General features: G+C 48.6%; 15 protein-coding genes. 4 read left to right on the forward strand and 11 right to left on the reverse strand.

The window, feature by feature from the left end; all coding sequences use genetic code 11:
• Positions 1 to 8: 8 nt before the first annotated feature.
• The 3 genes from J2S36_RS07650 (at position 9) to J2S36_RS07660 (ending at position 3,429) form a co-directional block, all read left to right on the forward strand.
• A complete protein-coding gene (locus J2S36_RS07650) occupies positions 9 to 1,316 on the forward strand; it encodes a hypothetical protein (RefSeq protein WP_309957113.1) in 1,308 nt (435 codons plus the stop codon).
• Positions 1,309 to 2,328, forward strand: a complete 1,020-nt coding sequence (locus tag J2S36_RS07655) for a hypothetical protein (RefSeq protein WP_309957116.1) — start codon at positions 1,309 to 1,311, stop codon at positions 2,326 to 2,328. Before J2S36_RS07650 ends, J2S36_RS07655 begins: the two co-directional genes overlap by 8 nt.
• Positions 2,329 to 2,460: 132 nt before the next feature.
• A complete protein-coding gene (locus tag J2S36_RS07660; RefSeq protein ID WP_309957118.1) occupies positions 2,461 to 3,429 on the forward strand; it encodes a co-chaperone YbbN in 969 nt (322 codons plus the stop codon).
• Positions 3,430 to 3,482: 53 nt separating this feature from the next.
• On the opposite strand, the gene J2S36_RS07665 is transcribed toward J2S36_RS07660, so the two are convergent.
• The 11 genes from J2S36_RS07665 to J2S36_RS07715 all read right to left on the reverse strand — a co-directional run bounded on the left by J2S36_RS07665 (position 3,483) and on the right by J2S36_RS07715 (position 21,123).
• Entirely contained in the window at positions 3,483 to 4,496 is a 1,014-nt protein-coding gene (locus J2S36_RS07665) for a LacI family DNA-binding transcriptional regulator (RefSeq protein ID WP_309957121.1), read from the reverse strand.
• 195 nt (positions 4,497 to 4,691) lie between these two features.
• Entirely contained in the window at positions 4,692 to 6,878 is a 2,187-nt protein-coding gene (glgB, locus tag J2S36_RS07670; RefSeq protein ID WP_309957123.1) for a 1,4-alpha-glucan branching protein GlgB, read from the reverse strand.
• Between the two features lie 269 nt (positions 6,879 to 7,147).
• A complete protein-coding gene (locus J2S36_RS07675) occupies positions 7,148 to 8,542 on the reverse strand; it encodes a hypothetical protein (protein ID WP_309957125.1) in 1,395 nt (464 codons plus the stop codon).
• Between the two features lie 182 nt (positions 8,543 to 8,724).
• Positions 8,725 to 10,461, reverse strand: a complete 1,737-nt coding sequence (treS, locus tag J2S36_RS07680) for a maltose alpha-D-glucosyltransferase (RefSeq protein ID WP_309957126.1) — start codon at positions 10,459 to 10,461, stop codon at positions 8,725 to 8,727.
• A 58-nt stretch (positions 10,462 to 10,519) separates the two neighbouring features.
• Positions 10,520 to 12,562, reverse strand: coding sequence for a maltotransferase domain-containing protein (locus J2S36_RS07685; RefSeq protein WP_309957128.1), 2,043 nt, complete (start codon positions 12,560 to 12,562; stop codon positions 10,520 to 10,522).
• Between the two features lie 177 nt (positions 12,563 to 12,739).
• Complete coding sequence (locus J2S36_RS07690) at positions 12,740 to 15,112, reverse strand: glycogen/starch/alpha-glucan phosphorylase (RefSeq protein ID WP_309957130.1); 2,373 nt, start codon at positions 15,110 to 15,112, stop codon at positions 12,740 to 12,742.
• A 193-nt stretch (positions 15,113 to 15,305) separates the two neighbouring features.
• Positions 15,306 to 16,685, reverse strand: coding sequence for a DUF58 domain-containing protein (locus J2S36_RS07695; protein WP_309957132.1), 1,380 nt, complete (start codon positions 16,683 to 16,685; stop codon positions 15,306 to 15,308).
• The gene (locus tag J2S36_RS07700; protein WP_309957134.1) at positions 16,685 to 17,677 is read right to left on the reverse strand and encodes an AAA family ATPase; all 993 of its coding nucleotides are present in this window, start codon (positions 17,675 to 17,677) and stop codon (positions 16,685 to 16,687) included. Before J2S36_RS07700 ends, J2S36_RS07695 begins: the two co-directional genes overlap by 1 nt.
• A complete protein-coding gene (locus J2S36_RS07705) occupies positions 17,674 to 18,999 on the reverse strand; it encodes a DUF4350 domain-containing protein (RefSeq protein WP_309957136.1) in 1,326 nt (441 codons plus the stop codon). Before J2S36_RS07705 ends, J2S36_RS07700 begins: the two co-directional genes overlap by 4 nt.
• Entirely contained in the window at positions 18,996 to 19,847 is an 852-nt protein-coding gene (locus tag J2S36_RS07710; protein WP_309957138.1) for a DUF4129 domain-containing protein, read from the reverse strand. The genes J2S36_RS07705 and J2S36_RS07710 overlap by 4 nt, the downstream gene beginning before the upstream one ends.
• A 46-nt stretch (positions 19,848 to 19,893) precedes the next feature.
• The gene (locus J2S36_RS07715; protein ID WP_309957139.1) at positions 19,894 to 21,123 is read right to left on the reverse strand and encodes a DUF7847 domain-containing protein; all 1,230 of its coding nucleotides are present in this window, start codon (positions 21,121 to 21,123) and stop codon (positions 19,894 to 19,896) included.
• 274 nt (positions 21,124 to 21,397) lie between these two features.
• Here J2S36_RS07715 and mtrA point away from each other — a divergent pair, with 274 nt between their 5' ends.
• Positions 21,398 to 22,078 carry an MtrAB system response regulator MtrA gene (gene mtrA, locus J2S36_RS07720; RefSeq protein WP_309957141.1) on the forward strand — a complete coding sequence of 227 codons (681 nt, stop codon included), beginning with the start codon at positions 21,398 to 21,400 and terminating at the stop codon, positions 22,076 to 22,078.
• The last annotated feature ends 3 nt before the right edge of the window (positions 22,079 to 22,081 follow it).

Consider the following 22,081-nt stretch of genomic DNA (forward strand, 5'->3'; position numbering starts at 1 on the left):
AGTGAAGATTGAAGGATATATCGATAAAACGTATTGCCGGGATCGGCTTGAGCATTTGTGGCGTATTATTAGCACTTTTTGCGCTCATTTTTGGTGCTTTGCGCAATGCTCCACAGACGGTGCAAGTGCAGGTACCTAGTGCGAAAACTACATTTGTATATACGGATTCTGGCGTGCTCTCACTCTTTCCGCAGAGCAGTGTAAGGATTCAAGCTGCCGCTCCGAAGAATGGCGAGTTGCTCTGGGCAATTGGGCGCAGTGAAGATGTGCGGGCGTACGTCGGCGAATCGAGTTATACCCGCATTGCCGGAATCCAATCCGCTGAAAAAGCAAAGACCACTTTGCACAATGCGAAATCAGAATTGCGTGTGGCAGATGAAAAATTCTTGAAAGACGGCGCGCAGAATTTTATAGACAGCGATATTTGGGAGAAATCTGGGCGGCAAAAAGACGATCTGGAACTGCAATATGAGGTGCCCAAGGGGACACAGCGTGCTGTTCTTGTGACCGCAACAAATGGAGTTGCTCCTGAAGTTACGCTCACCTGGAAAATCAAGGCAGCGACTTTCCCGACCATCCAAATAACGATACTGGGAATTCTGCTTGCGTTGATCGGGATCTATCTGCTTTTTACTGACACGCAATCACGTGCACGCGTAAATTATTTCAGGAAGCGCGAAGTGGAACGAAAAGCGCAACGACTCGCAGATGAAAGCGCTGCAACGCAAGTTCTTCCGCTTTATCAAGGTGATTTAGCTGCTCCCCAGACAACTCGCGAGGTGCAGCATAAACATACTGATGGAGCCTTTGGCGCCGCGATTTTACCTGGCACTTCACGCACGCTTGCACTGCGTGAATCTGAATTAGATGAATCTGATCGGATCATTTTTCCGCAAAATAATCTAGGTGAAGATCCAGCGCAGGAGGCGGAAGCTGAACGCTACGCGCAAGCAGCAGCTCAGCTCCGGCTGCAAAATGTTTCATTGACTGAGGGTGCATTGGGTGCGGCAATCCTTCCTGGCACAGTGCGTTATCGCGAAATTCGGCAGCGGCCGCTAGCTCCAGAAAATCGGGTAGTATTGCCGATCTTCGCAGCAGACGCTGAGCCGGAATTGGATGCTGAAAATGCGCAAGATCAAGATCCAGATCAAGTTACCGAAACTCAGGTAGCTGAAGTAGCTGCAGAAGACGACTGGAAGCAACTGTGGCATGATGCTGATGCTGTCGATTCACAGCGTGAAGCAGTGGAAGATGCATCACACGATGTACTTAATCCAGCTGGAGAAAATACAGAAGACGGTGAAAATCATGCGTAAATCATTTTATTGGCGAACCATTTCGCTGACGCTCACAGCCACAGCAATATTCTCAATGAGCGCTTGTGCGCAAAATACGCACTTCCCGGAGCCGGTTGCGGCAGGAATCGCTGAACCGATTGTGAATACCGGAAATTTTGCGAAAATCCTGAGTGGCGCGAAGCAAGAGTTGAACGCAGCAGATGCTGCACTCGATGCGAATCTGCTGGGCAAACGAATTAATGGCGTAATGAAATTCCAGCGAAGTGGGCAATACCAGTTGAAGAAAATTCTTGGTGATAAATACTTGCTGCCTGCCGTCATCATTGATTCTGATGCAGTGCCGATCAGCGCAGGCACTGAGTTTCCACGGATCGCAGGAAATGTGAATCAACCTGGCAAGACACAAAATTTTCAGACTCTGAGTATCTGGGTGCAAGAAAATGCGCGCGCTCCTTATCAGCTCTGGGGGCAGACCTATCTCTTCCCTGATCTGAAAATACCGAAATTGGAGTCAAAACTTACTGATACGAAATCAATTCTTGATGCAGCAAAATATGTCGCTGCGCCACAAGAATTAGTTAGCGCATACACCGCTTATCTAAATTCAGGTACACCAGGTACGCCGAAGTTTAATGAAGCTGATCCGATTTTTACGCAGATCAAATCACAACGCGAACAGCTCACAGCTGCATTAGGGGAGTTAGCACAAGTTGAAACACCCGCTATCGCTTCAGAACAGGGATTCAAAATGGTTCCCACAGCTGACGGTGGGGCAATTCTCAGCGGAGCAATTCAGTACAATGTGATCGTGACCCGGGCAAAAGAAAATGCCACTTTACGCCTGAAGGGTGAAATCGGGGCGCTTGCCGCGCAAAATGGTGCGAATCCACAGGTAGATGTAAAAACCAAGCTAACGGCGAGCTATTCCTTGTTGGCATCCTTCTATCTGCCGCCGAAAAATGCAAAGAGCAAAGTGGTGCAAGTGATTGGGGCAACAGCTCCGACGCTGATTTCAGTGACGAACGAATAGAAAAGAGCGCCAGTAAAATTTGGATCAGGATGCGCAACGGAACCGGGTAATATTTCGATATGCTGATGCATTGAATTTGGCGAGAGGCTTCGCTGCGGATCCGAAACAAATAATCGAGAGAATGAGTGAAAGATGAACCAACAGATTCCAGTTAATTTATCCGGGGTAGTGGATTTGGGTGCGCTTGCAGCGGCGAATGAAATTAAACAAGCCCATGCACAGCAAGATTCAGCAGCGGCTGGAAGCAATGTAGTATCTGGCTCAGCAGTACGCGAGATCACTACCCAAAATCTGCAGGAAACTTTGCTGCAATCGGCGCAAGTGCCTTTCGTACTGGTATTTCATGCAACGCAATCGGAGAATTCGGCAAAATTAGTTGCAGTATTTACGGATTTAGTAAAGCAATTCCAAGGACGCTTTGGGCTTGCAACCGTCTCCACGGATAAGCAAACGCAAGTAGCGCAAGCATTTGGGGTAACTGCTGTGCCTGCTGCAATTGCTGTGCTGCAAGGTCAGCCGATACCTTTATTCCAGGGATTACCGCAAGTAGCCGAAATTACGCAGACGATCGAGAAACTGCTGGCGGCTGCTGCACAATACGGGATCACCGGCATACTTTCCGGAGGGGTGGAAAGAGCAGATGCAGCTGCACAAGTGCCGCCGTTACCAAAGCATCATCAAGACGGCTTAGATGCACTCGACACAGGCGATTTAGCTGGCGCATATGCAGCCTATAGTGCGGCGCTAAAAGAAAACCCGGCAGATGCAGAAGCGCAGGCCGCTCTGAGCCAAGTGGAACTGCTACAGCGGATCGAGGAGCTGAACCCGGTACGGGATCCAAAAGTGACGAAACAAATTCTTGAAACTGCTGCGGCAGCAGAATTGACCGATATATCTGCGCATCTTGCTGCCGCAGATCTTGAGATGATGCACCAGCGTGAAGAAGCAGCATTTGCACGGTTGATTGACGTGATTGCAGCAACTGAAGGAGAAAATCGAAATCTCGTTCGCGAACGATTGCTGGCGCTTTTTGCGACGCTTGAGCCTGGCAATGAGCTTGTAAAGCAAGCTCGTCGGGCTTTGGCGAATGTGCTATTTTGATCGACTGTTTCGCTGTTTTCACGTATTTTCGAGACGTGAAAACAGCTTTGCAGTCAGTTCTTGCGGAGAGTGCCAGTAGAAGCGCGGACTACTAACTCAGGCGGGAATTTCATTGATTCAAAAGCTGGCTTTTCACCATTGATCATTGCAATCAGCGTGCCTACGGCAGCATCCGCCATTGCCTTTACTGGCTGATGTAATGTGGTCAGCGGAGGATTGGCAAATGCTACTAGCCGTGAATCGTCAAAACCGATGATCGACACATTCCGTGGTACATCCACACCCATATTCTGAAAGTAGCGAATTGCGCCTAATGCCATCACATCCGAGGCGAAAATAATCGCAGTACAGCCACGTTCGTAAAGTGCAGCAGCAGCCAACTGCCCGCCTTCAACAGTGTAAAGCGTGTGCTCTTGCATTGGCCGCACATTTGGTAGGAGACGGCGCATTGTGCTTAAGTATGCTTCACTTTTTGCACGCGCGACACTAAACCTGGTCGGCCCGGTGGCAAGCCCAATTTGTGTGTGCCCCTGGTGGATCAAATGGCGGACGGCGAGGGCTGCAGCAAAATGATCATCGCAAGAAAAATCGGGAGCTTGGAGCGCCGGATTTGCCCCATTGATTGTGACATAGGGGATCCGTTTTTCCGTGATTCGTGCATAATGATCAAGATTTGCCGTCAAATCAGCGTGCAAACCGGAAAGGAAGACAATCCCTGAAACGTCGTATTCAAGCATGGTATCTACGTAAGCATCTTCAGTAGTTGAACCAGCTAACTGTGTGGCTAATAGCGGTGTATATCCTTGCAATGACATTGCCGTCTGTAACTTTTGTACAAACATCGGGAAAATTGGATTCGTTAACTCTGGAACGATCATTCCAATCAAGCCGCCTGAACGACGACGGAGTTTTTCGGGCCGCTCATAGCCAAGTAAATCAAGTGCTTCGATAACTGCATGGCGTGTTTCTGGAGCGACCAGGCTCTTATCGTTCAGTACGCGCGAGACAGTAGCAGTAGATACTCCAGCTTGTTTTGCGATATCCTCCAGCCGGATCTTCGATGCCATACTTAATAACTCACTTTCTTGGATGCCTTTGCGCGTTTACTCAATCCGCTTTGCTTAGCTAATAGTCTGCCATTGAAATCTCTGCTTGCAAACTTGCAAAGCTAAGTATTGAAAATCTTTTTTGATTCGCAAAAAAATCTGCACTGGATCCGAATTGAAGCCAGTGCCCCAATCGCATCCAGTGCAGAAAGAAATTTAGTCTTTCTTCACCAACGGAGCCAAGAAGACTACGCCATAGGGAGGAAGCTGAATTTGCGCCGAAAATGGACGACCATTCCAGGCAATTTCCTCAGCAGTTACCTGCCCCAGATTGCCGATACCAGAGCCGCCAAATTCGGTTGCATCGGAGTTGAATACTTCACTCCAGATGCCGCCTTCGGGCAATCCGATGCGATAGTCATTGTGTGGTACGCCAGAGAAATTGCAAAGGATCGCAATTTGTTCGTTACCATCTTTTGATTTACGCAAATAGGAGAGCACATTGTGGTCACCGTCGGTGACGTCAATCCATTCAAAGCCGGAATTTGTAAAATCATCTGACCATAATGCTGGATGTGCCAAATAAACTTCATTCAAGGCTTTTACGCAGCTCATTACGCCATCATGCTGTGGATTATCGGTGAGCCACCAATCGATTGAACGCGCCTCAGACCATTCGTCAATTTGCCCGAACTCTTGCCCCATGAACAGTAGCTGTTTGCCCGGATGTGACCATTGATATGCATAGAGTAAACGCAGCCCTGCCAGTTTTTGCCAGTGATCACCGGGCATTTTGTTGTAGAGCGAACCTTTTCCATGCACTACTTCATCGTGTGAAAGCGGCAAGAGGAATTGCTCAGAGAAAGCATAAACAAGTGAAAATGTGAGCTCACCATGATGCCAGCGGCGATTGATCGGTTTCTCCTGCAAATATCGGAGAGTGTCGTTCATCCATCCCATATTCCACTTCAAGCCATAGCCGAGGCCTCCGTTTTCGGTCATGCCAGTCACCCCACCCCATGAGGTGGATTCTTCGGCGATCATCATGATTCCTGGGAACTTGCGGTATGCGGTAGCGTTTACTTCTTGGATGAAAGAAATTGCTTCGAGATTTTCCCGTCCGCCATAAATATTGGGTTGCCAACGGCCATGCTCACGTGAATAATCAAGATAAAGCATTGAGGCGACGGCATCTACTCGGATCCCGTCAATATGGAATTCAGCAAGCCAGTAAAGTGCATTTGCAACAAGGAAATTGCGGACCTGATTGCGCCCGAAATTAAAGACTAGCGTACCCCAATCAGGATGCTCGCCGCGGAGTGGATTTGGATCTTCAAATAAGCATGATCCATCAAACTTTGCCAGAGCCCATTCATCCTTCGGGAAGTGCGCTGGTACCCAATCCATAATTACGCCAATCCCGGCTTTGTGTAGTTCATCAACGAGATAACGGAATTCGTCAGGGGTGCCAAAGCGGGCTGATGGCGCATAATATGATGTGACCTGATAGCCCCAGGACGGACCGAATGGATGCTCGGCAATAGGTAAAAATTCGACGTGTGTAAAACCAAGATATTTTACGTGCCCAATCAGCTGCTCAGCGAGTTCTTTGTAACTTAAGCCTTTCCGCCAAGACCCAAGATGCACTTCATAAATTGAAATCGGCCCGGCATGTGGGTCAATTTCTTTCCGCTGCTGCATCCACTTTTCATCAGACCAGCTGAAGCTGCTTGCGGTGATCACGGAAGCAGTAGAAGGCGGTACTTCCGTGCGCCGTGCCATTGGGTCGGCTTTTTGGTGCCAGGAGCCGTCCTGATATTGAATTTCAAATTTATAGCGATCGCCTTCACCTGCTCCCGGAATAAAAATTTCCCAGATTCCCGTTTCGCCTAGGCAACGCATCGCCGCACCCACACCATTCCAGCCGTTGAAATCACCGACTACCCGCACTGCACGGGCAGCTGGCGCCCAAACACTGAAACTCGTGCCGTGTATTTCGCCAAGTGGTGAATCGTATGTATGGATTTGCGCTCCGAGCATTTTCCAGAGTTCTTCATGGCGCCCTTCAGCAAATAAATACTTATCAACTTCTCCAATCGTGGGCAGGAAGCGGTACGGATCGTCGGTAGTATTTTCACAGTCTCCATATTTTGCACGCACGCGGTAATCGGGAATTTCTCGCCCGTTGAGCACTGCAACCCATACTCCGTTGGATTCGTGCTGTGCGGGAAAATCTCCATTTTCAGTAACGATCTGAACTTCTTTTGCGAATTGCCTGATTACCCGAATCGTGACATTCGTGCCGTCGCTGTGCGCACCAAGCACATCATGTGGGGCATAATGGGTGCCGTTGGAGACGGCATCAAGAATTTCTGGAGCAATTGCGATTGCCTTAGGGCTCATTGCTGGCCTTCTTTCCATGCGAGTGCTCATCGTTTCTCATCGATCCAGAATCTTTTCCAGATTGTGAAGTATTCGCTGATGCATCAGAGATACTTCGCAACCGGGTTGAGAAAGCGAAATAGCGAGTTAAAAATATATCTCTAGCGTACCGCTTTTATTGTCTTAGCTCACATTCTTTCGCAATGTAGAAAATGGAAAAAATATGTACGTGATGATTTCATTTCCAAAATCAGACCAGAGGCTGCAGAAAATCTCTCACGAATGCGGAATTAACCAATAATTTGCGCAATTCCCTGGATCGGAATTTGCAGCCAGCGTGGTCGATAGGTGGCTTCATACACCACTTCGTAAAGTGATTTATCTAAAACCAATGCCGTCAGCAAAGTAGCTTCTGCAGTGGATAATTGGCCGTAGCCGGCTAGGAACTGCATTGTGGCAGCTTCCGCCCAGGCGTGTGTAGCACTGCTTGGTTTGCCGTTCAACTCCGCTGCGCCAGCAGCATAGGAGAATGACCGAAGCATCCCAGCTACATCACGCAAAGCCAAGCTCAATTGGGTACGTTCAGGCAAGGGTTTGAGCGGTTCGCCTTCAAAATCAAGGGCAATCCAGCCGCGATCGGGCACATCTAAAACTTGCCCCAAATGATAGTCGCCATGAATTCTTTGCGCATCAGGCCAATCAACTGCAATTGCAGCATCAAAAATGGCTGAAATTTGCTGTTCGTACTGCGCCAGCTTGGGAGCTGCGGCAATCGCGAGTGCAGTTTGTGCAGACCACTTTTCTCGGGTTGCGATCTTTGCTGCTGCATCAATTTTGGCAGTTGGAAAAATTGACGCCAGGTGATGGTGAATATCAGCGGTAATAGTGCCGAGCGAGAATATCGGATCAAGATTTTCCAGAATCGAGGTGCTCTTTGCAAGCTCAGCTTGAAATACTTGCCAGGCATCTTTTGCATCGGTGAGAAATTCTTGCGCCACGAGCACATCTGCAGTGAGATTCGCATCGGTGGAAGAGCGCGCGATCTGCGCGTGACCATACTGTTTTGGAACCACGCCAATACCAGTTTTATCGAGCGCGCCGAGCAACTCAACATCCGGATTAGTGCCTGGCTGCACGATCCGGAAGAGTTTCAAAATGATACCGGCGCTATTGGCGCTATCGGGGGTTGTGAATTTATAAATAATCGAAGTATTTGATTGTTCGGAACGCAGTTTTGCGACACTCGCAAAAGGAGGTAAATCTTTTAGCTCACCACGCAGTGCAGTTCCAGATAAAGACGGCACTGCCAACTGACCGAAGCAGGCTTGTAGCAGCGCAATTTGCCCATCAGGATGCTCACAGGCGTCAGTAACCATTAGATTTCTGCCGTTAAGATCAAGATATCCCAGCACTGCTTGCGGGTATTGTGCCAAATTAGAAAGAAGATTTGGATCAGTTATATTGAGGGTGACTGGTACGAAATAGTCAGTATTCGCACTGCGCACAATCAGCAGTATGGTGCAACTGCTGGCATCCATCGTCAGCGGATAACTGTGCAGAATGCGGGCTTGGGGATTTTTCCGGTCAGAAATGAACCAGCGTGATTCGCCGATCCAATCATTGATCAAAGCTTCCAGAGCATCCATATCGCGCACGCTGAGCTGATCCAGATTCATCGATTGCAAATTATTCCTTTCAGCAGCACATAGTGGTATTTTTCGCAAGAAGAACAGTGCGTGCTATACACTAACGGATTTCACGATCTTTCACAGTTTACTGTGACACACTGGATATCGCATGCGATGCGCATGCAAAGCAGCTATTTACACTTTCAGTTCTGCGTTTTTCCCGATATTGAGCAGGGGTTTTACAGCGGATCGAGAGCTGTGGAACAATCCACGAGAAGCCAGTAGAACTGCCGCGAACCAAGATTTAATGTGATATATCCAGCATCGTTCACTGCGCCAAAGTCTGTGCCTCCAAATGCATCAAAAAGCTGTGCATTTGGAAAATTAGCAAGCTCCACTGTGGTAGTGCGGGGATTCGCGGCAAGATTCATTACGCAGAGCATCGTCTGCTCAGAGTTTGTGCGAGTAAATGCCAATATCGCTGGATCGGTGGTATCACAAAGCTGAAAATCTCCATTTCCGAGCACTGGAAATAAACGCCGCAATTGCAGAATACTGCGTGTCCAATGCAGGAGTGAGCCAGGTTGGGCTAATTGTGATTCCACATTCACTGCTTGATAGTTATAGACCAATGATTGATTTACTGGCAGATACAGTTTTCCGGGATCAGCAAGGGAGAAACCGCCATTCCGATCGGGACTCCATTGCATCGGGGTGCGTACTGAATCTCGATCAGAGAGCCAGATATTATCGCCCATTCCGATTTCGTCTCCATAATAAATGCACGGAGAACCAGGAAGCGAAAGCAAAAGCGCATTTGCAAGCTTGATTTCGGATCGCGAATTTCCCAGTAGCGGTGCAAGTCTGCGCCGAATCCCCACATTTGCTCGCATCCGTGGATCTTCGGCATACCATGAATACATTTTTTCGCGTTCCTCAGTAGAGACCATTTCCAGAGTCAGCTCGTCATGATTGCGTAAAAACGTACCCCACTGCCCGTCATTGGGAATTTCTGGTGTGATCGCAAGGATCTCACGGATTGCCCGTGCACTTTGATCACGTAAAGCATAAAAAATCCGTGGCATTACCGGGAAATGGAAACACATATGGCATTGCGGCGCATCAGCTGTGCCATAATATTCCACCACCTCTGCAGGCCATTGGTTAGCTTCTGCAAGCAGTATTCGCCCTGGGAATTCAGCATCCACCATTGCTCGCAACTCACGAAGAAAAGCGTGGGTCTGCGGTAAATTTTCGCAATTAGTACCTTCTTCTTCATAGAGATACGGGATTGCATCGAGACGGAAACCGTCAATGCCAAATTTGCACCAAAAACGTACAATATCAAAAACGGCTTCGCGCACTGCAGGATTTTCATAGTTCAAATCAGGTTGGTGCGAAAAGAATCGGTGCCAGAAAAATTGCCGCCGTTGGGCATCGAAAGTCCAATTCGATGCTTCTGTATCAACGAAAATGATTCGTGCATCTGAATATGCATCATCAGTATCACGCCAGACATAGAAATCTCCATAGGGGCCATCGGGATCATTTCGCGAAGCCGTAAACCAGGGATGCTGATCTGAAGTATGATTGATCACCAAATCAATGATTACCCGGATCCCACGCAGATGCGCTGCCGTCACTAATTCGGAAAAATCAGCAAGCGTGCCATATTTGGGATCGACGGAAGTGTAATCGGAGATATCGTATCCGCCGTCGCGCATCGGAGAAGGGAAGAACGGGGGAATCCAGATGCAGTCGATCCCCAGCCAATGGAGATAATCGAGACGGTTGATCAAGCCGCGGAAATCTCCAATGCCTGAGCCGCGTGAATCATCGAAAGCACGCAGCAATACTTCATAAAATACTGCTGTCCGAAACCAATGCGGATCATTTGAAAGCCCGGTGCCATCACCGGTGAACGGGTAACTCGGGTTCGTTTGGTGAACGGAAAAACCTGGGGCAGATATGGTCACGCTGGATCTCCTGATTGCTTGCCTTGCATCACTAACTTTCAAAAAATATCTGGATACTTTAGCTAATTACTTCCACATTCAAAATATGTGCTACTTGCCCGTGTGGATCCAGGCGCACATATGGGCGATCATTCCACAAATAACTCTCACCGGAAAGCTCATCAGTAACCTTCAATACTGGTGCTCCATCCCAGCGTGATTGGGTACCAAATGCGCGCAAATCTAATTCGAGTGTCGCCTCACGAGAAGCATAAGGGTCAAGATTTACTACTACGAGCACCATATCTTGCACCCCATTATTTTCCTCTGGTCTGGCAGTTTTGGAGAAAACCAGGATCTTATCGGAGGTTGAACCATGCACGCAGACATTGCGCAGACGTTGGAGCGCAGTATGCCGTTTCCGGATCGCGTTGAGCATTGTGAGCAAAGTTTCCATGCCATTATATTTTGCGATGGCAAAATCGCGCTGCTTGAATTCGTATTTTTCGTTATCGATTTGCTCTTCAAAACCAGGCCGTGCAATATTCTCAATGAGCTCATAGCCCGAATAGATCCCCCACGTGGGAGAGCCGGTTGCAGCAAGGATCGCGCGGATCGCGAAAGCTGGAATTCCGCCGCGCTGCATATATGGGGTGAGGATATCGTGGGTTGTTGGCCAGAACGCTGGACGCATCTGAGTATCTGTGACGTGCGATAGCTCATGGAGATATTGTGCTAATTCTTCTTTTTCATTACGCCACGCGAAATAGCAATAAGACTGATGGAAACCAATTTTTCCAAGAGTTTGCATCATTGGTGGCTGGGTAAATGCTTCTGCAAGGAAAATTGTTTCCGGGTGGCGGATCCGGAAATATGTCAGTAAACGATGCCAGAAGGTAAGCGGCTTAGTATGCGGATTATCGACGCGGAAAATCGTCACTCCGTGGCGGATCCACTTCTCAAGTACCCGCACGATTTCTTGGAAGATGCCCTCTGGATCTTGATCAAAATTGAGCGGGTAAATATCCTGGTACTTTTTCGGAGGGTTTTCTGCATATGCAATCGTACCGTCAGCACGGGTAGTAAACCATTGCGGATACTTAGTAACCCACGGATGATCTGGTGAACATTGCAAGGCAATATCGAGCGCCACTTCAAGTCCGAGTTCTTTTGCACGGGCAACGAAGAAATCGAAATCTTTGAAAGTTCCAAGAGTAGGCTCGATTGCGTCATGACCGCCATCTTTGGAACCAATCGCATATGGCGAGCCAGGATCTTCCGGCCCCGCGACGAGCGCATTATTCCGGCCTTTGCGGTTCGTTTTACCAATTGGATGGATCGGGGTGAGATACACCACATCAAAACCCATTCCGGCAATGCGGGGAAGATCTTCAGCAGCCGTACGCAAAGTGCCAGAAATCCATTTTTGCGTTTTGGGATCAAATTTTGCGCCGACGGTGCGGGGGAAAATCTCGTACCAAGATCCGCAAAGCGCGCGAATCCGATCCACATTTATCTGATAGCGTGCAGATTCAGTGATTCCATCGCGTACCGGGTACTGTGCGAGAGCTGCAAGTACTTCTGGTGCGGTAGCAGCTGCAAAACGCACCTCTTTTGGTGCGCGGCGCCGGCTGATTTCTTTGATTGCTTCGCGCATTATCTGACGTTGCACACTGGCACGCGGCATCGCTTTCATGGCACGTTTATAAAGCACTTCGGCTTCAAGGAAGACCAGCTGCACATCAATATTTGCATCAAGCTTGATTTCAGCCATATGCCGCCATGTAGCGACTGGATCTGACCAGGCGCGCACGAAAAATTCCCAGGTACCAGGAGCTGTAGGCGTGAGCCATCCTTCATGACGGCGCAATCCTGGCGCAATGTCACGCATTGGCGAAATCTGCACTTCTTTACCTTTTGGATCAACAAGCACGCACTCGGCAGCAAATAAATCATGCCCTTCACGGAAAATCGTGGCACGTACCGGGAATGCTTCATGCACCGTCGCTTTTGCCGGCCATGCACCATTTTCCAGATTCGGTGTGACATCGACGATCGGGATCCTGCCGATCGGGCTAAATGGAGCAGTTTGCGGGATCTCAGAGACTGTCTTTGTGCTCATATTGCTTGCACCTTCTTCGCAGGAGAGTACGCTTTAACGGAAAAATAAACTTCTTAACTCTAGCTTAATCGAAACTGCGCAGGTATAGGCGAGATTTGGGAGAGTAAAAGCTTTGGGGGATCTTCTGGCAAAGCTACCAAAAGATCCCCCAAAGCTAAATCAGCTCGTATTTAACGCTTAGATCCGATGTGGTTCAATCTTCCATACGTCTTTCGCATAATCGCGAATCGTACGGTCAGAGGAGAAACGCCCGGATTCAATAATGTTGATCCAGCATTTCTTTGCCCACGCCAGACGATCAGCATTGAAATCTTGCGCCATTTGATCGCGTGTGTGACGGTAATCAGCAAAATCTCCAAGCACATAGTACACGTCTGCTGGTTCCCAACCGTTATTTTCAAATAACGAATTGAGTAAATCATGGAACAGACCTTTGCCGTCATCATTTAACGTGCCATTCCCGATTGTTTCGATCACGCGACGCAAACCAGGAGTATTTTCCACGGTAGCGTGTGGCGAATAGTGCTTCCGCAGATCGGGTAGTTCTTCAACTTCCGCGCCGAAGATGTATGCATTCTCAGCGCCGACGGCAGCAACGATTTCCACGTTTGCACCGTCCATCGTGCCAAGCGTGAGCGCACCATTCATCATGAACTTCATATTTGAAGTGCCCGATGCTTCCTTGCCGGCAAGTGAAATCTGCTCGGAAACATCTGCTGCCGGAATAATATGCTCAGCTGGGGAAACATTGTAGTTCTCGACAAATACGACCTTGATCGTCTGGGAAACTACTGGGTCGTTATTCACCAGTACCGCAATTTCATTGATCAGCTTGATAATTGCTTTTGCACGCACATAGCCAGGCGCTGCTTTCGCACCGAAGATAAAGACGCGCTTTGGGAACTCGCTCTCTGGCTGATCCTTGATCCTAAAGTATAGGTCGAGAATATACAGAGCGTTCATGAATTGCCGCTTATATTCATGCAGGCGCTTGATTTGCACATCAAAAATTGCGTCAGGATCAATTTCAATGCCTTGCCGCGCCTTGATCCATTTCGCGAAAGCTACCTTGTTTTCATGCTTAATATCGTTCAGACGGGTGAGGACGCTTGGATCATTCGCAAATGGCGCAAGCTTTTGGAGCTCATCGAGGTTCCGTACCCATTCGTCAGAGCCAGCCAGCTCAGTGAGGAGCTCAGCGAGTTTCGGATTGCATTGCTTGAGCCAGCGGCGAGGGGTGACGCCGTTCGTCTTGTTATTGAACTTCTCAGGCCAAATATCATGCCAGTCGTGGAGGGTATCGGCTTTGATGATCTCAGTATGGAGTGCGGCTACACCGTTGATCGAAAATGCTGCGTAGCAGGCAATCCACGCCATCCGCACCTGATTCCCATTGATTGGCGCCATATAATCGATCTTGCCAGGATGGAATCCTGCAGCTGCAAGTTCTGCTCTAAAACGGCGATCAATTTCGCGGATAATTTCCATAATGCGCGGGAAGAGCCGTTCAAAAATTGTGGTTTCCCATGTTTCGAGTGCTTCTGCGAGCACGGTATGGTTCGTGTAGGCGAAGGTTTGGGTGACGATTTCCCATGCTTCTTCCCAAGTCAAACCATGTTCGTCAAGGAGGATTCGCATCAATTCTGGGATCGCGAGTACCGGGTGGGTGTCATTGAGTTGAATTGAGTTAAATTCGCCAAAGCGCTGCACATCCCCGCGCTGGGCGATCTCATTTGCAACGATTGCTTGCAGTGATGCGGAGCAGAAGAAGTACTGCTGGCGCACACGCAACACTTTACCTTCAAAAGTAGAATCGTTCGGATAAAGCACGCGGCAGATATCGTTGACGCGCTCGCGTTCGACGATTGCGTCAGTAAAACGCTGCGAGTTAAAGGCGTTGTAATCGAAGTCTTCCATTGGTTCAGACTTCCATAGGCGCAAGGTGTTTACATTGTTTGTGCCATAGCCGGTAATGGGCATATCGTAAGGAATTGCACGTACCGTCAGATCGGCGTAATGCACGAGTTTCTGCTCTTCTTCACGGCGAATTACGAAGGGGTATCCTTCTTCCATCCATGCATCGGGCTTTTCTTTTTGGTAGCCGTTTTCAAAGTATTGTTTGAATAGACCGTATCGATAGAGGATCCCATATCCGCGCACTGGCAAATCAAGGGTGGCGCATGAATCCAAGAAACATGCTGCAAGACGTCCTAAACCGCCGTTGCCAAGTGCAGCATCATTTTCAGCTTCTAGTACATCGGCGAGCTCAAGACCGTATTCTTTGAAAGCTCCGGTGGCTTCTTCGAGCAGCCCGAGGTTGGAAAGATTATTATGGAGTGCTCGACCCATCAAAAATTCAGCAGAGAAGTAGTGCTGCATTCTTGTTGCGTTGTAGGTCTCTTCCGTCTTTTCCCAATTATCGGCGAGCTTGGCTACCACTGTATTTGCGGTAGCTGCCCAGTATTCGAGTGGGCTTGCAGATTTTGGATTGCGTCCAGATACGGTACGCACCTGATGTCCAACTGCACGAGTGATATTCGCGTCGCTCATGAATCTCCCTAAAAATAACTGTTTGAAAGTGCGAAGAAAAACCTCGCATTCACACTAAGTCTATCGACAAAGGAGCGCGTGCCAAAGTTTCGGTGTTGCAATCTGGTAATCGCGTGCTGCGGGAAATCTGGATTTTTCAACATTTTCGGAATAAGGAAAGGTGAAAATCTTTGCAAAATTTTGCAGATAATTTTTACAGCCGTCCTTGTGCTTTCAGTTCAATATAGGCATCAGCCACACGTACCGGCAGATCTGCTGGACTCGCAGTGAGTACTTCAGCTCCGAGAAGTGTGAGTTGCTGATTGATTGCATTGCGTTCAAGAGCAGTGCGGGCGCGTGCAGCTGCACGATAAAGTACAGCATCTTTGCGATAAGAGAAATCGTGGGCTGCTGAAGGGGGCGTCTTGCGATGATCCAAGGGGTGTTGAAGATGCTGGGAAAGCGGTGTTTGTGCGATATCTGGCTGATCAAAATCAACCAAGTCGGGATTTTTTGCTGCTGCGATAATGACGCGATGCTTCCGTGCTAAATGCGGGATTGTGTGCAAAAGTCCGTCAGAAATACTCGTAATCCCGGTATCGGTCAAAATCACTACAAGTGCAGCATTATTTGCGTTTTGCCGAATCTCTTCACTTGCCAGCTGCCAGTCAGTGACAGTGAGCGAAGGTGAAACATCTGCAAGTGCAGTGGCAAGTTTATGAATCGCAAGTCGCTCAGTGTTTGCGCGTACCCGGGCGCGCACTTGCGTATCGAGAGCGTAGACATCTACTGTGTCTCCCGCCTTTTGCGCAAGTGCAGTGAGTAAAAGGCTAGTTTCAATGTAATCATCAAATGCGGGGAAGTGCCCTACTCGCATTGCACCGGCGCGTCCTGAATCGAGAATAATCACCACACGCCGATCACGCTCGGGACGCCAAGTTCGTACCAGCGTTTGCGCTAAACGTGCAGAGGAACGCCAATCGATTGCGCGGACATCATCGCCAGCTACATATTCACGCAATGAATCAAATTCTGTGCCTTGACCGCGGATCAAAAGCAGTGCGCGACCTTCCATTTCGCGCAGCCGCATGATGCGTGAAGGAAGATGTTTACGTGCGGAGAAAGCAGGTAAAACCTGGATCGAGGCAGTGGACTGAAAAGCGCGTTGCCGACCAGCTAAATGCAATGGGCCGAGAGTACGAATCACGAGCGCTTGCGCATTTCGAGTGCCGCGTCGAGACGGCAAAAATTCTTCATGAAAATCAGTTTGCATCCCTTTACTGATTGCAAAGGTAAAAGTATCTTCTTGGAGCCCGACTGACGGTGGCCAGCAGTCACGGATCTGACCTTGAATTTTTCGATCAGTATTGGCAGATAGTTGCAATTGATGTACGAGCGGTGAACCGAGTTTGCCGCTTTGCGGACCAGTGCGTGTAATTTGCAGCCGTTTTGGGGAAGGGGCTGCGATCACATCAAGCACACATAGCGCTAAGAGGATCATGTGCGCGATCAACATTACTCGCAGCTCAAGCGTGAGTATGCCTGCCAATAGTGCAATCAGAGCGCCAATTAAGACGTTTCGTGAAACAAACATTAGCGCGGTACCGGTACTGTATCGAGAATGGATTGGATCACATTTGATGGCTGTAAACCGTCAAGTTCAGCTTCGGGTGCAAGTTTGATCCGATGCGTGAGCGTAGCTGGTGCGAGTGCCTTTACATCGTCAGGAGTAACATAATCTCGCCCATTTAACCAGGCCCATGCTCTCACCACGTGCAGCAGGGCAACGGCACCGCGTGGTGAAACCCCAAGCAGCGTGACCGGAGAGGTACGGGTGGCAGCTATGATTTGCACAATATATTCCAAAATTCCGTCATTGATTTGTACCTGCTGCACCTCTTTGCGTGCCGCTAAAATATCGGCGGAATCAGCTACACGATCAATTCCGGCAGTTTGCAAATTGGTGGGATCAAAATTCTGGGCATGCCGCTGCAAAATTTCTAATTCCGTGGCGGTGGTCGGCAAATCGAGAGTTACCTTCAGTAAGAAGCGGTCAAGTTGTGCTTCTGGAAGCGTATATGTGCCTTCGTACTCAATTGGATTTTGCGTGGCGATCACAATGAAAGGGTTGGGTAGTGGGCGCGGCTGACCATCAACTGTCACTTGTTTTTCGGCCATTGCTTCAAGTAAAGCTGACTGGGTTTTGGGTGGGGTACGATTTACCTCGTCAGCCAATAAAATATTGGTAAATACCGGGCCGGGGCGGAAAGTGAACTCGGCTTTGGCTGCATTGTAGATCAGGGAACCGGTGAGGTCGCCGGGCATCAAATCAGGCGTGAACTGGATCCGCTTTGATGTGAGGTCAACGGCTTGTGCAAGCGCCTTTACAAGTAAGGTTTTCGCTGTACCTGGAACGCCTTCAAAGAGCACATGACCATTCGTCAATAAACCGATCAAAATTGCGGTAACCGCACTTTCTTGACCGACTACAGCTTTGGCGATCTCACTGCGGATTGCGTTAAATTTGGTGAAATTAGGATTGCTGCCAGATTGCCTGGCAGCAGTAAAAGGTACTTCTTCACTCATTGCAGCTCCTTTGTTAATTTTTCTAGCTCTGCTTGCAGCCGAGCTAAGTTAGCTTTGGTGTTTATTTCTTGGGTAAAGAGTAATTGCGCAAGCTCACTGCGTGGAGTATTTGTACGCATTGCAAGTGCGTCAAGAATTTGCTCTTGGTCGTGCAATAATTGTGTTTCAGACGGGACGCTTGTTTCTGTTTGCGAAAAATATATTTTTGCGTGCCGCGTCAAGAAATCATTCCGGAAAATACGTGCCAGATGTGCCCAATCACGGCTACGTGCATAGAGTTGTGCGCGGCCGAGATCGCTTTCTCCGCTCGGCACTACTACTGGCATCGGCTCTGGCACAAGCTTGCCAAAGCGGCGTGATTTATATAAAACCAACCAGAGCGCGCAGGCGCAGATCCCGATCCCGAAAATATTGATCCATGCAGGAAGTGCGCCAGATTGCAGCACCGCTGGATCTTGGCTGGGATCGCTGGGAGTGTGATAATTTTCGATCCAATAAACATCGGGATATTGCCCGAGCAGATTCAAAGCGAAAGCAGAATTTCCTGCAAGTGTGAGAAAAGTATTGGCAAAAATAACAGGTGCGGTAAACGCTTGGACATTTTGATATTTCGGAGAAGTGATTAAAGCAGCATTTAATTTTCCGGTGCTGGAATGAGTAGTGAAGCAAGCATCTGTTTGGGAGATAAAATCTGTAAATACATCTTCGACCGGGCCGATAGCTTGTGCCTGGGCAGCGGGCGGAAATTCACAATTGGCTGTGAGCGTGTATCCGTTTTTATGTTTTGCAACAAATTTTTTATGTGCCGAGTGCAGCGGTGAATCCCAATCGGTGCTGTCTTCAGCTGTTGTCTTTACAAAGGTCTGTTTGATTGTTTTGTCTGCCGCAACAGGTACGGTGATTGCCTCGATTCCCCAATCTGGTAAAAAATATCCAGTATTACTGACGAGCAGGATAATTTTTGCGCCCGAAGAAGTTAATGCTGCAATATCAGATTTCCCAATATTTTCTGGATTTACAATCACAACGGTGCTCTGGGCAGTAATTTTTGCGATTTGTGAATGCTCACGCACATCATGAAATTGCAGTGCATTATCTTGTGCGATTGCAGATAATGCACCAGCGCCATCTGGCGCGGTGGATGTTGCTGCAAGGAATCGCGAATCTGCTTCTTGCCGAAAAAAGATATTGATTACTACAGCGCATCCAATCACGAGCGCCAAAACTGTGATCAGGAGGGTGGGAAACTTCTTATCTGCGCTGGAAAAGAGCTGCTTTCCAGGCTGGCGTGAAGAGCTGTGGTGCGGCGATGAGCTGTTCATTTTCCAGCACCGCCAGTTGATTGTGTGAAATCAGTTTTGTGTGCTGATTTTCTGCTTTGCTTTTGTGTAGTTTGTGGTTGTACGTTTTGCACGAACTGTGCGAGCGCGGCGCTTAGCGCTACTTGTTCTTGACTAGCTTGTGCTGATCCGTAAAAAATATCGTCAAAATATCGTGCAACTGGATCGAAAAGATCAGCGTGTCCAGTTTTTTGAACAGCCAGTTTTACTGCCTCCATCGCCGTGAGCCCGGGGCGCAATTCAATCATGCCTAACTCTGCAAGGTGCTTGATTACGCCGCGGAATCTCTCGATTATAGCGGTATTGAGATCGCCTTGAATTTCTGCTTCGTTGGCAGCGGTGAAGAGCTCAGCAGCAGAACGGGAATCATCGAGGAATAAACTTTTGCGCCGTCGTGCATCAGTGGCTTTTACTTTTTTCCGCCGCAGCTGGATTCCGAAGTGAAAACTGAAATAGATGAAGGCAATCACCGCAATTGCGATAAAAATCAGGGTCACGATTTCCGAAAGCGAAAGTTCGCCGGTTTTTCCGGTGAGGAGTTTTTCGAGTAAAGACTTTGCCCATTCAAGAATCCGCTGCCAAATTGAAGGATCACGCTGATATTTGAATTGAGATAATTCGCGAAGCGCTTGTTCACGTGCATCTTCCGGGCTTGGAGTGACCGGTGTGAAATCATTTTCCGTCCGGGCTAAAAGCAGCAAACCCAGTGGTACTAAGCTGCGTGCTTTGCGAATACTTAGTACCACGAAATCGGCGCGAGGAAACAGGGGCGGCAGTGCAGCACTAGTTCGCCTACCTGATCTGCCAATTTTTGGGAATGGATGCATCATTAGTTTGCCTTTGCAAAAGACGGAAAATTTGCAGTAAAAATCTGTGTTATTGCAATGGGCTTTGGACAGTTGCTTGCGCTGCGGGAGCGGATTGCACTTTCTGGCTTGCTTCGTAAAGCAGCTGCTGATGGAAATTCTCACGCTTGAATCGCATATTCACATACACCATATTCGTCAGTGTGGTGATTACTGGATAGATGAAGATTTGTGTCACAAGCATACTTAAAATCCCAATCAGCGTACTTGCAATTAGTGGAACTGTTGAGCTGCTGCTGCCAAATCCAACCACAGCGAAAGTAAGTAATCCGAAGAAAAGTGAGAGTGCAGCGCCAACGATGACCAAGAAAATAGTTGTAAAGACCATTAACGCAAAAATTTGCCAGAACGAGCCGCGGGTGAGATCCCAAGCGCGCTTGAGGGCTGTGATCGGACCGCAGTTTTCAGCCACCAGTACTGAGAAGGCGATGAGGAAACGTACGTAAATCGTGATGACCACAAAAGTAAGTGCGAGAAAGAATAAGATCGTGATTAGCACGCCGCCAATGCCGAGATCGCTGCCCACAGCAAAGTTAGCCATCGACACAAACAAGAGCAGGATTCCTGGAATCACTACTGCGACGAAACTGATCAGCCCTAATATGAACGTAAGCGCGATTATCCGACCAAGTAAACTCCAGAAGCGTGGGCGGACGATTTTCCAAGTATCGCCTAAGGAAAGCTTGTATCCACGTACGGAGGCAATGACGGTGCGGGTAGCTGCAATCGAGATGATTGCGCTCTCGAAAGTAAAAATCAAGATCGCTAAGAATAACGACAGACCCAGGGAACCCAGTATGACCATCGTCAAATTCAAGCCATTATTATCCGGGGTGAGCAGCATCTGTTGCGGATCATAGAACTGGCTAGCTGAGAATATGGTGGTCTGCCCAAGTGCAAGCTCGACGAGGAAATTAAGTAATGTAAAACATACCGAAACGATCAACGGGAAAAGAATCAAAGCTTTCGGATTATATTTCAAGAGCCGGATCGTGGCATCGAGCGTATCGCCGATCCCCAGTGGGCGCATTGGAATCACAGTGCGATAGCCAGCTGTGTAATTTTGCGTATTTAGATCAGCCTGCCCATACTGCCCATATTGTGATTGTGCAGCTGGATATCCGGCTGGTGGTGTATTCGGTGGTGTCGCGCTATTGATTGGAGTGCCTTCGGAAAGAGCATTGTTCTCGTGGGGTTGATTCATTCCATTTTCTTCGGAATTGATTGGTGGGATACTCAATTTTGCGCTCCAATTCTGTAGCTAAACTGGTTTTGTGGTTGAATCCAGTTTAGCTGAAAACGAAGATCTAGATTGCCTTGTTTCGTCATCAGAAAAGCTCTTTGGCATTAGTTGAAAGGATCTAACTCCGGGCAAGGTTAATCCGGGGCGAGCGTTGTAGGATAGAGAATAAAACATAATCTGGTTTTTGTCTCAGAGTGATTATTCCGCAAAATTTTCGCGGAAGGTGCTTTTGCGCGAAATCAACAGAGCAATAGATAGGTGAGGATGGAAAATGAGTCAGCGGATTCTTGTGGTTGATGATGATCCAGGGATTTCCGAGATGGTTGCGATTTTGCTGGAATCGGAAGGTTTTAGTGCGACGGTTTGTGCCAATGGCGCAAATGCACTGCCGATTTTCCGTGCCGAGCGTCCAGATCTCGTCCTTCTGGATGTGATGCTTCCTGGGCTTGACGGCGTTTCAGTTTGCCGCGCATTGCGTGAAGAATCTGATGTGCCGATTATCATGATGAGTGCCAAGACGGATTCAACCGATGTGATCAAAGGGCTGGAAGCTGGCGCGGACGATTACGTCACAAAGCCATTCGATAACTCCGTGTTGCTTGCCCGGATCAAGACCAGATTCCGGCGTCAAGAGCCAGAATCTGAAATGTTAAAGATTGCCGATTTGCAAATCGATCTTACTGCGCATGAAGTGCGGCGCGGCGATATGAAACTCCATTTGACGCCGCTCGAATTTGATCTTCTCACTGTGCTTGCGCGAAAGCCATTTCAGGTATTCTCCCGCGAAGAGCTGCTAGAAATCGTGTGGGGGTATAAGCATAGTGCGGATACGCGGCTTGTGAATGTGCATATTCAGCGGCTGCGCGCGAAGGTGGAACGCGATCCGGATAATCCGGAAGTGGTTTTGACGGTGCGCGGTGTAGGCTACCGTGCAGGTGCAGGACGAGAGTGAGCA

Source organism: Arcanobacterium hippocoleae (assembly GCF_031456295.1).
In the GTDB taxonomy this organism is placed as follows: Bacteria; Actinomycetota; Actinomycetes; order Actinomycetales; family Actinomycetaceae; genus Arcanobacterium_A; species Arcanobacterium_A hippocoleae.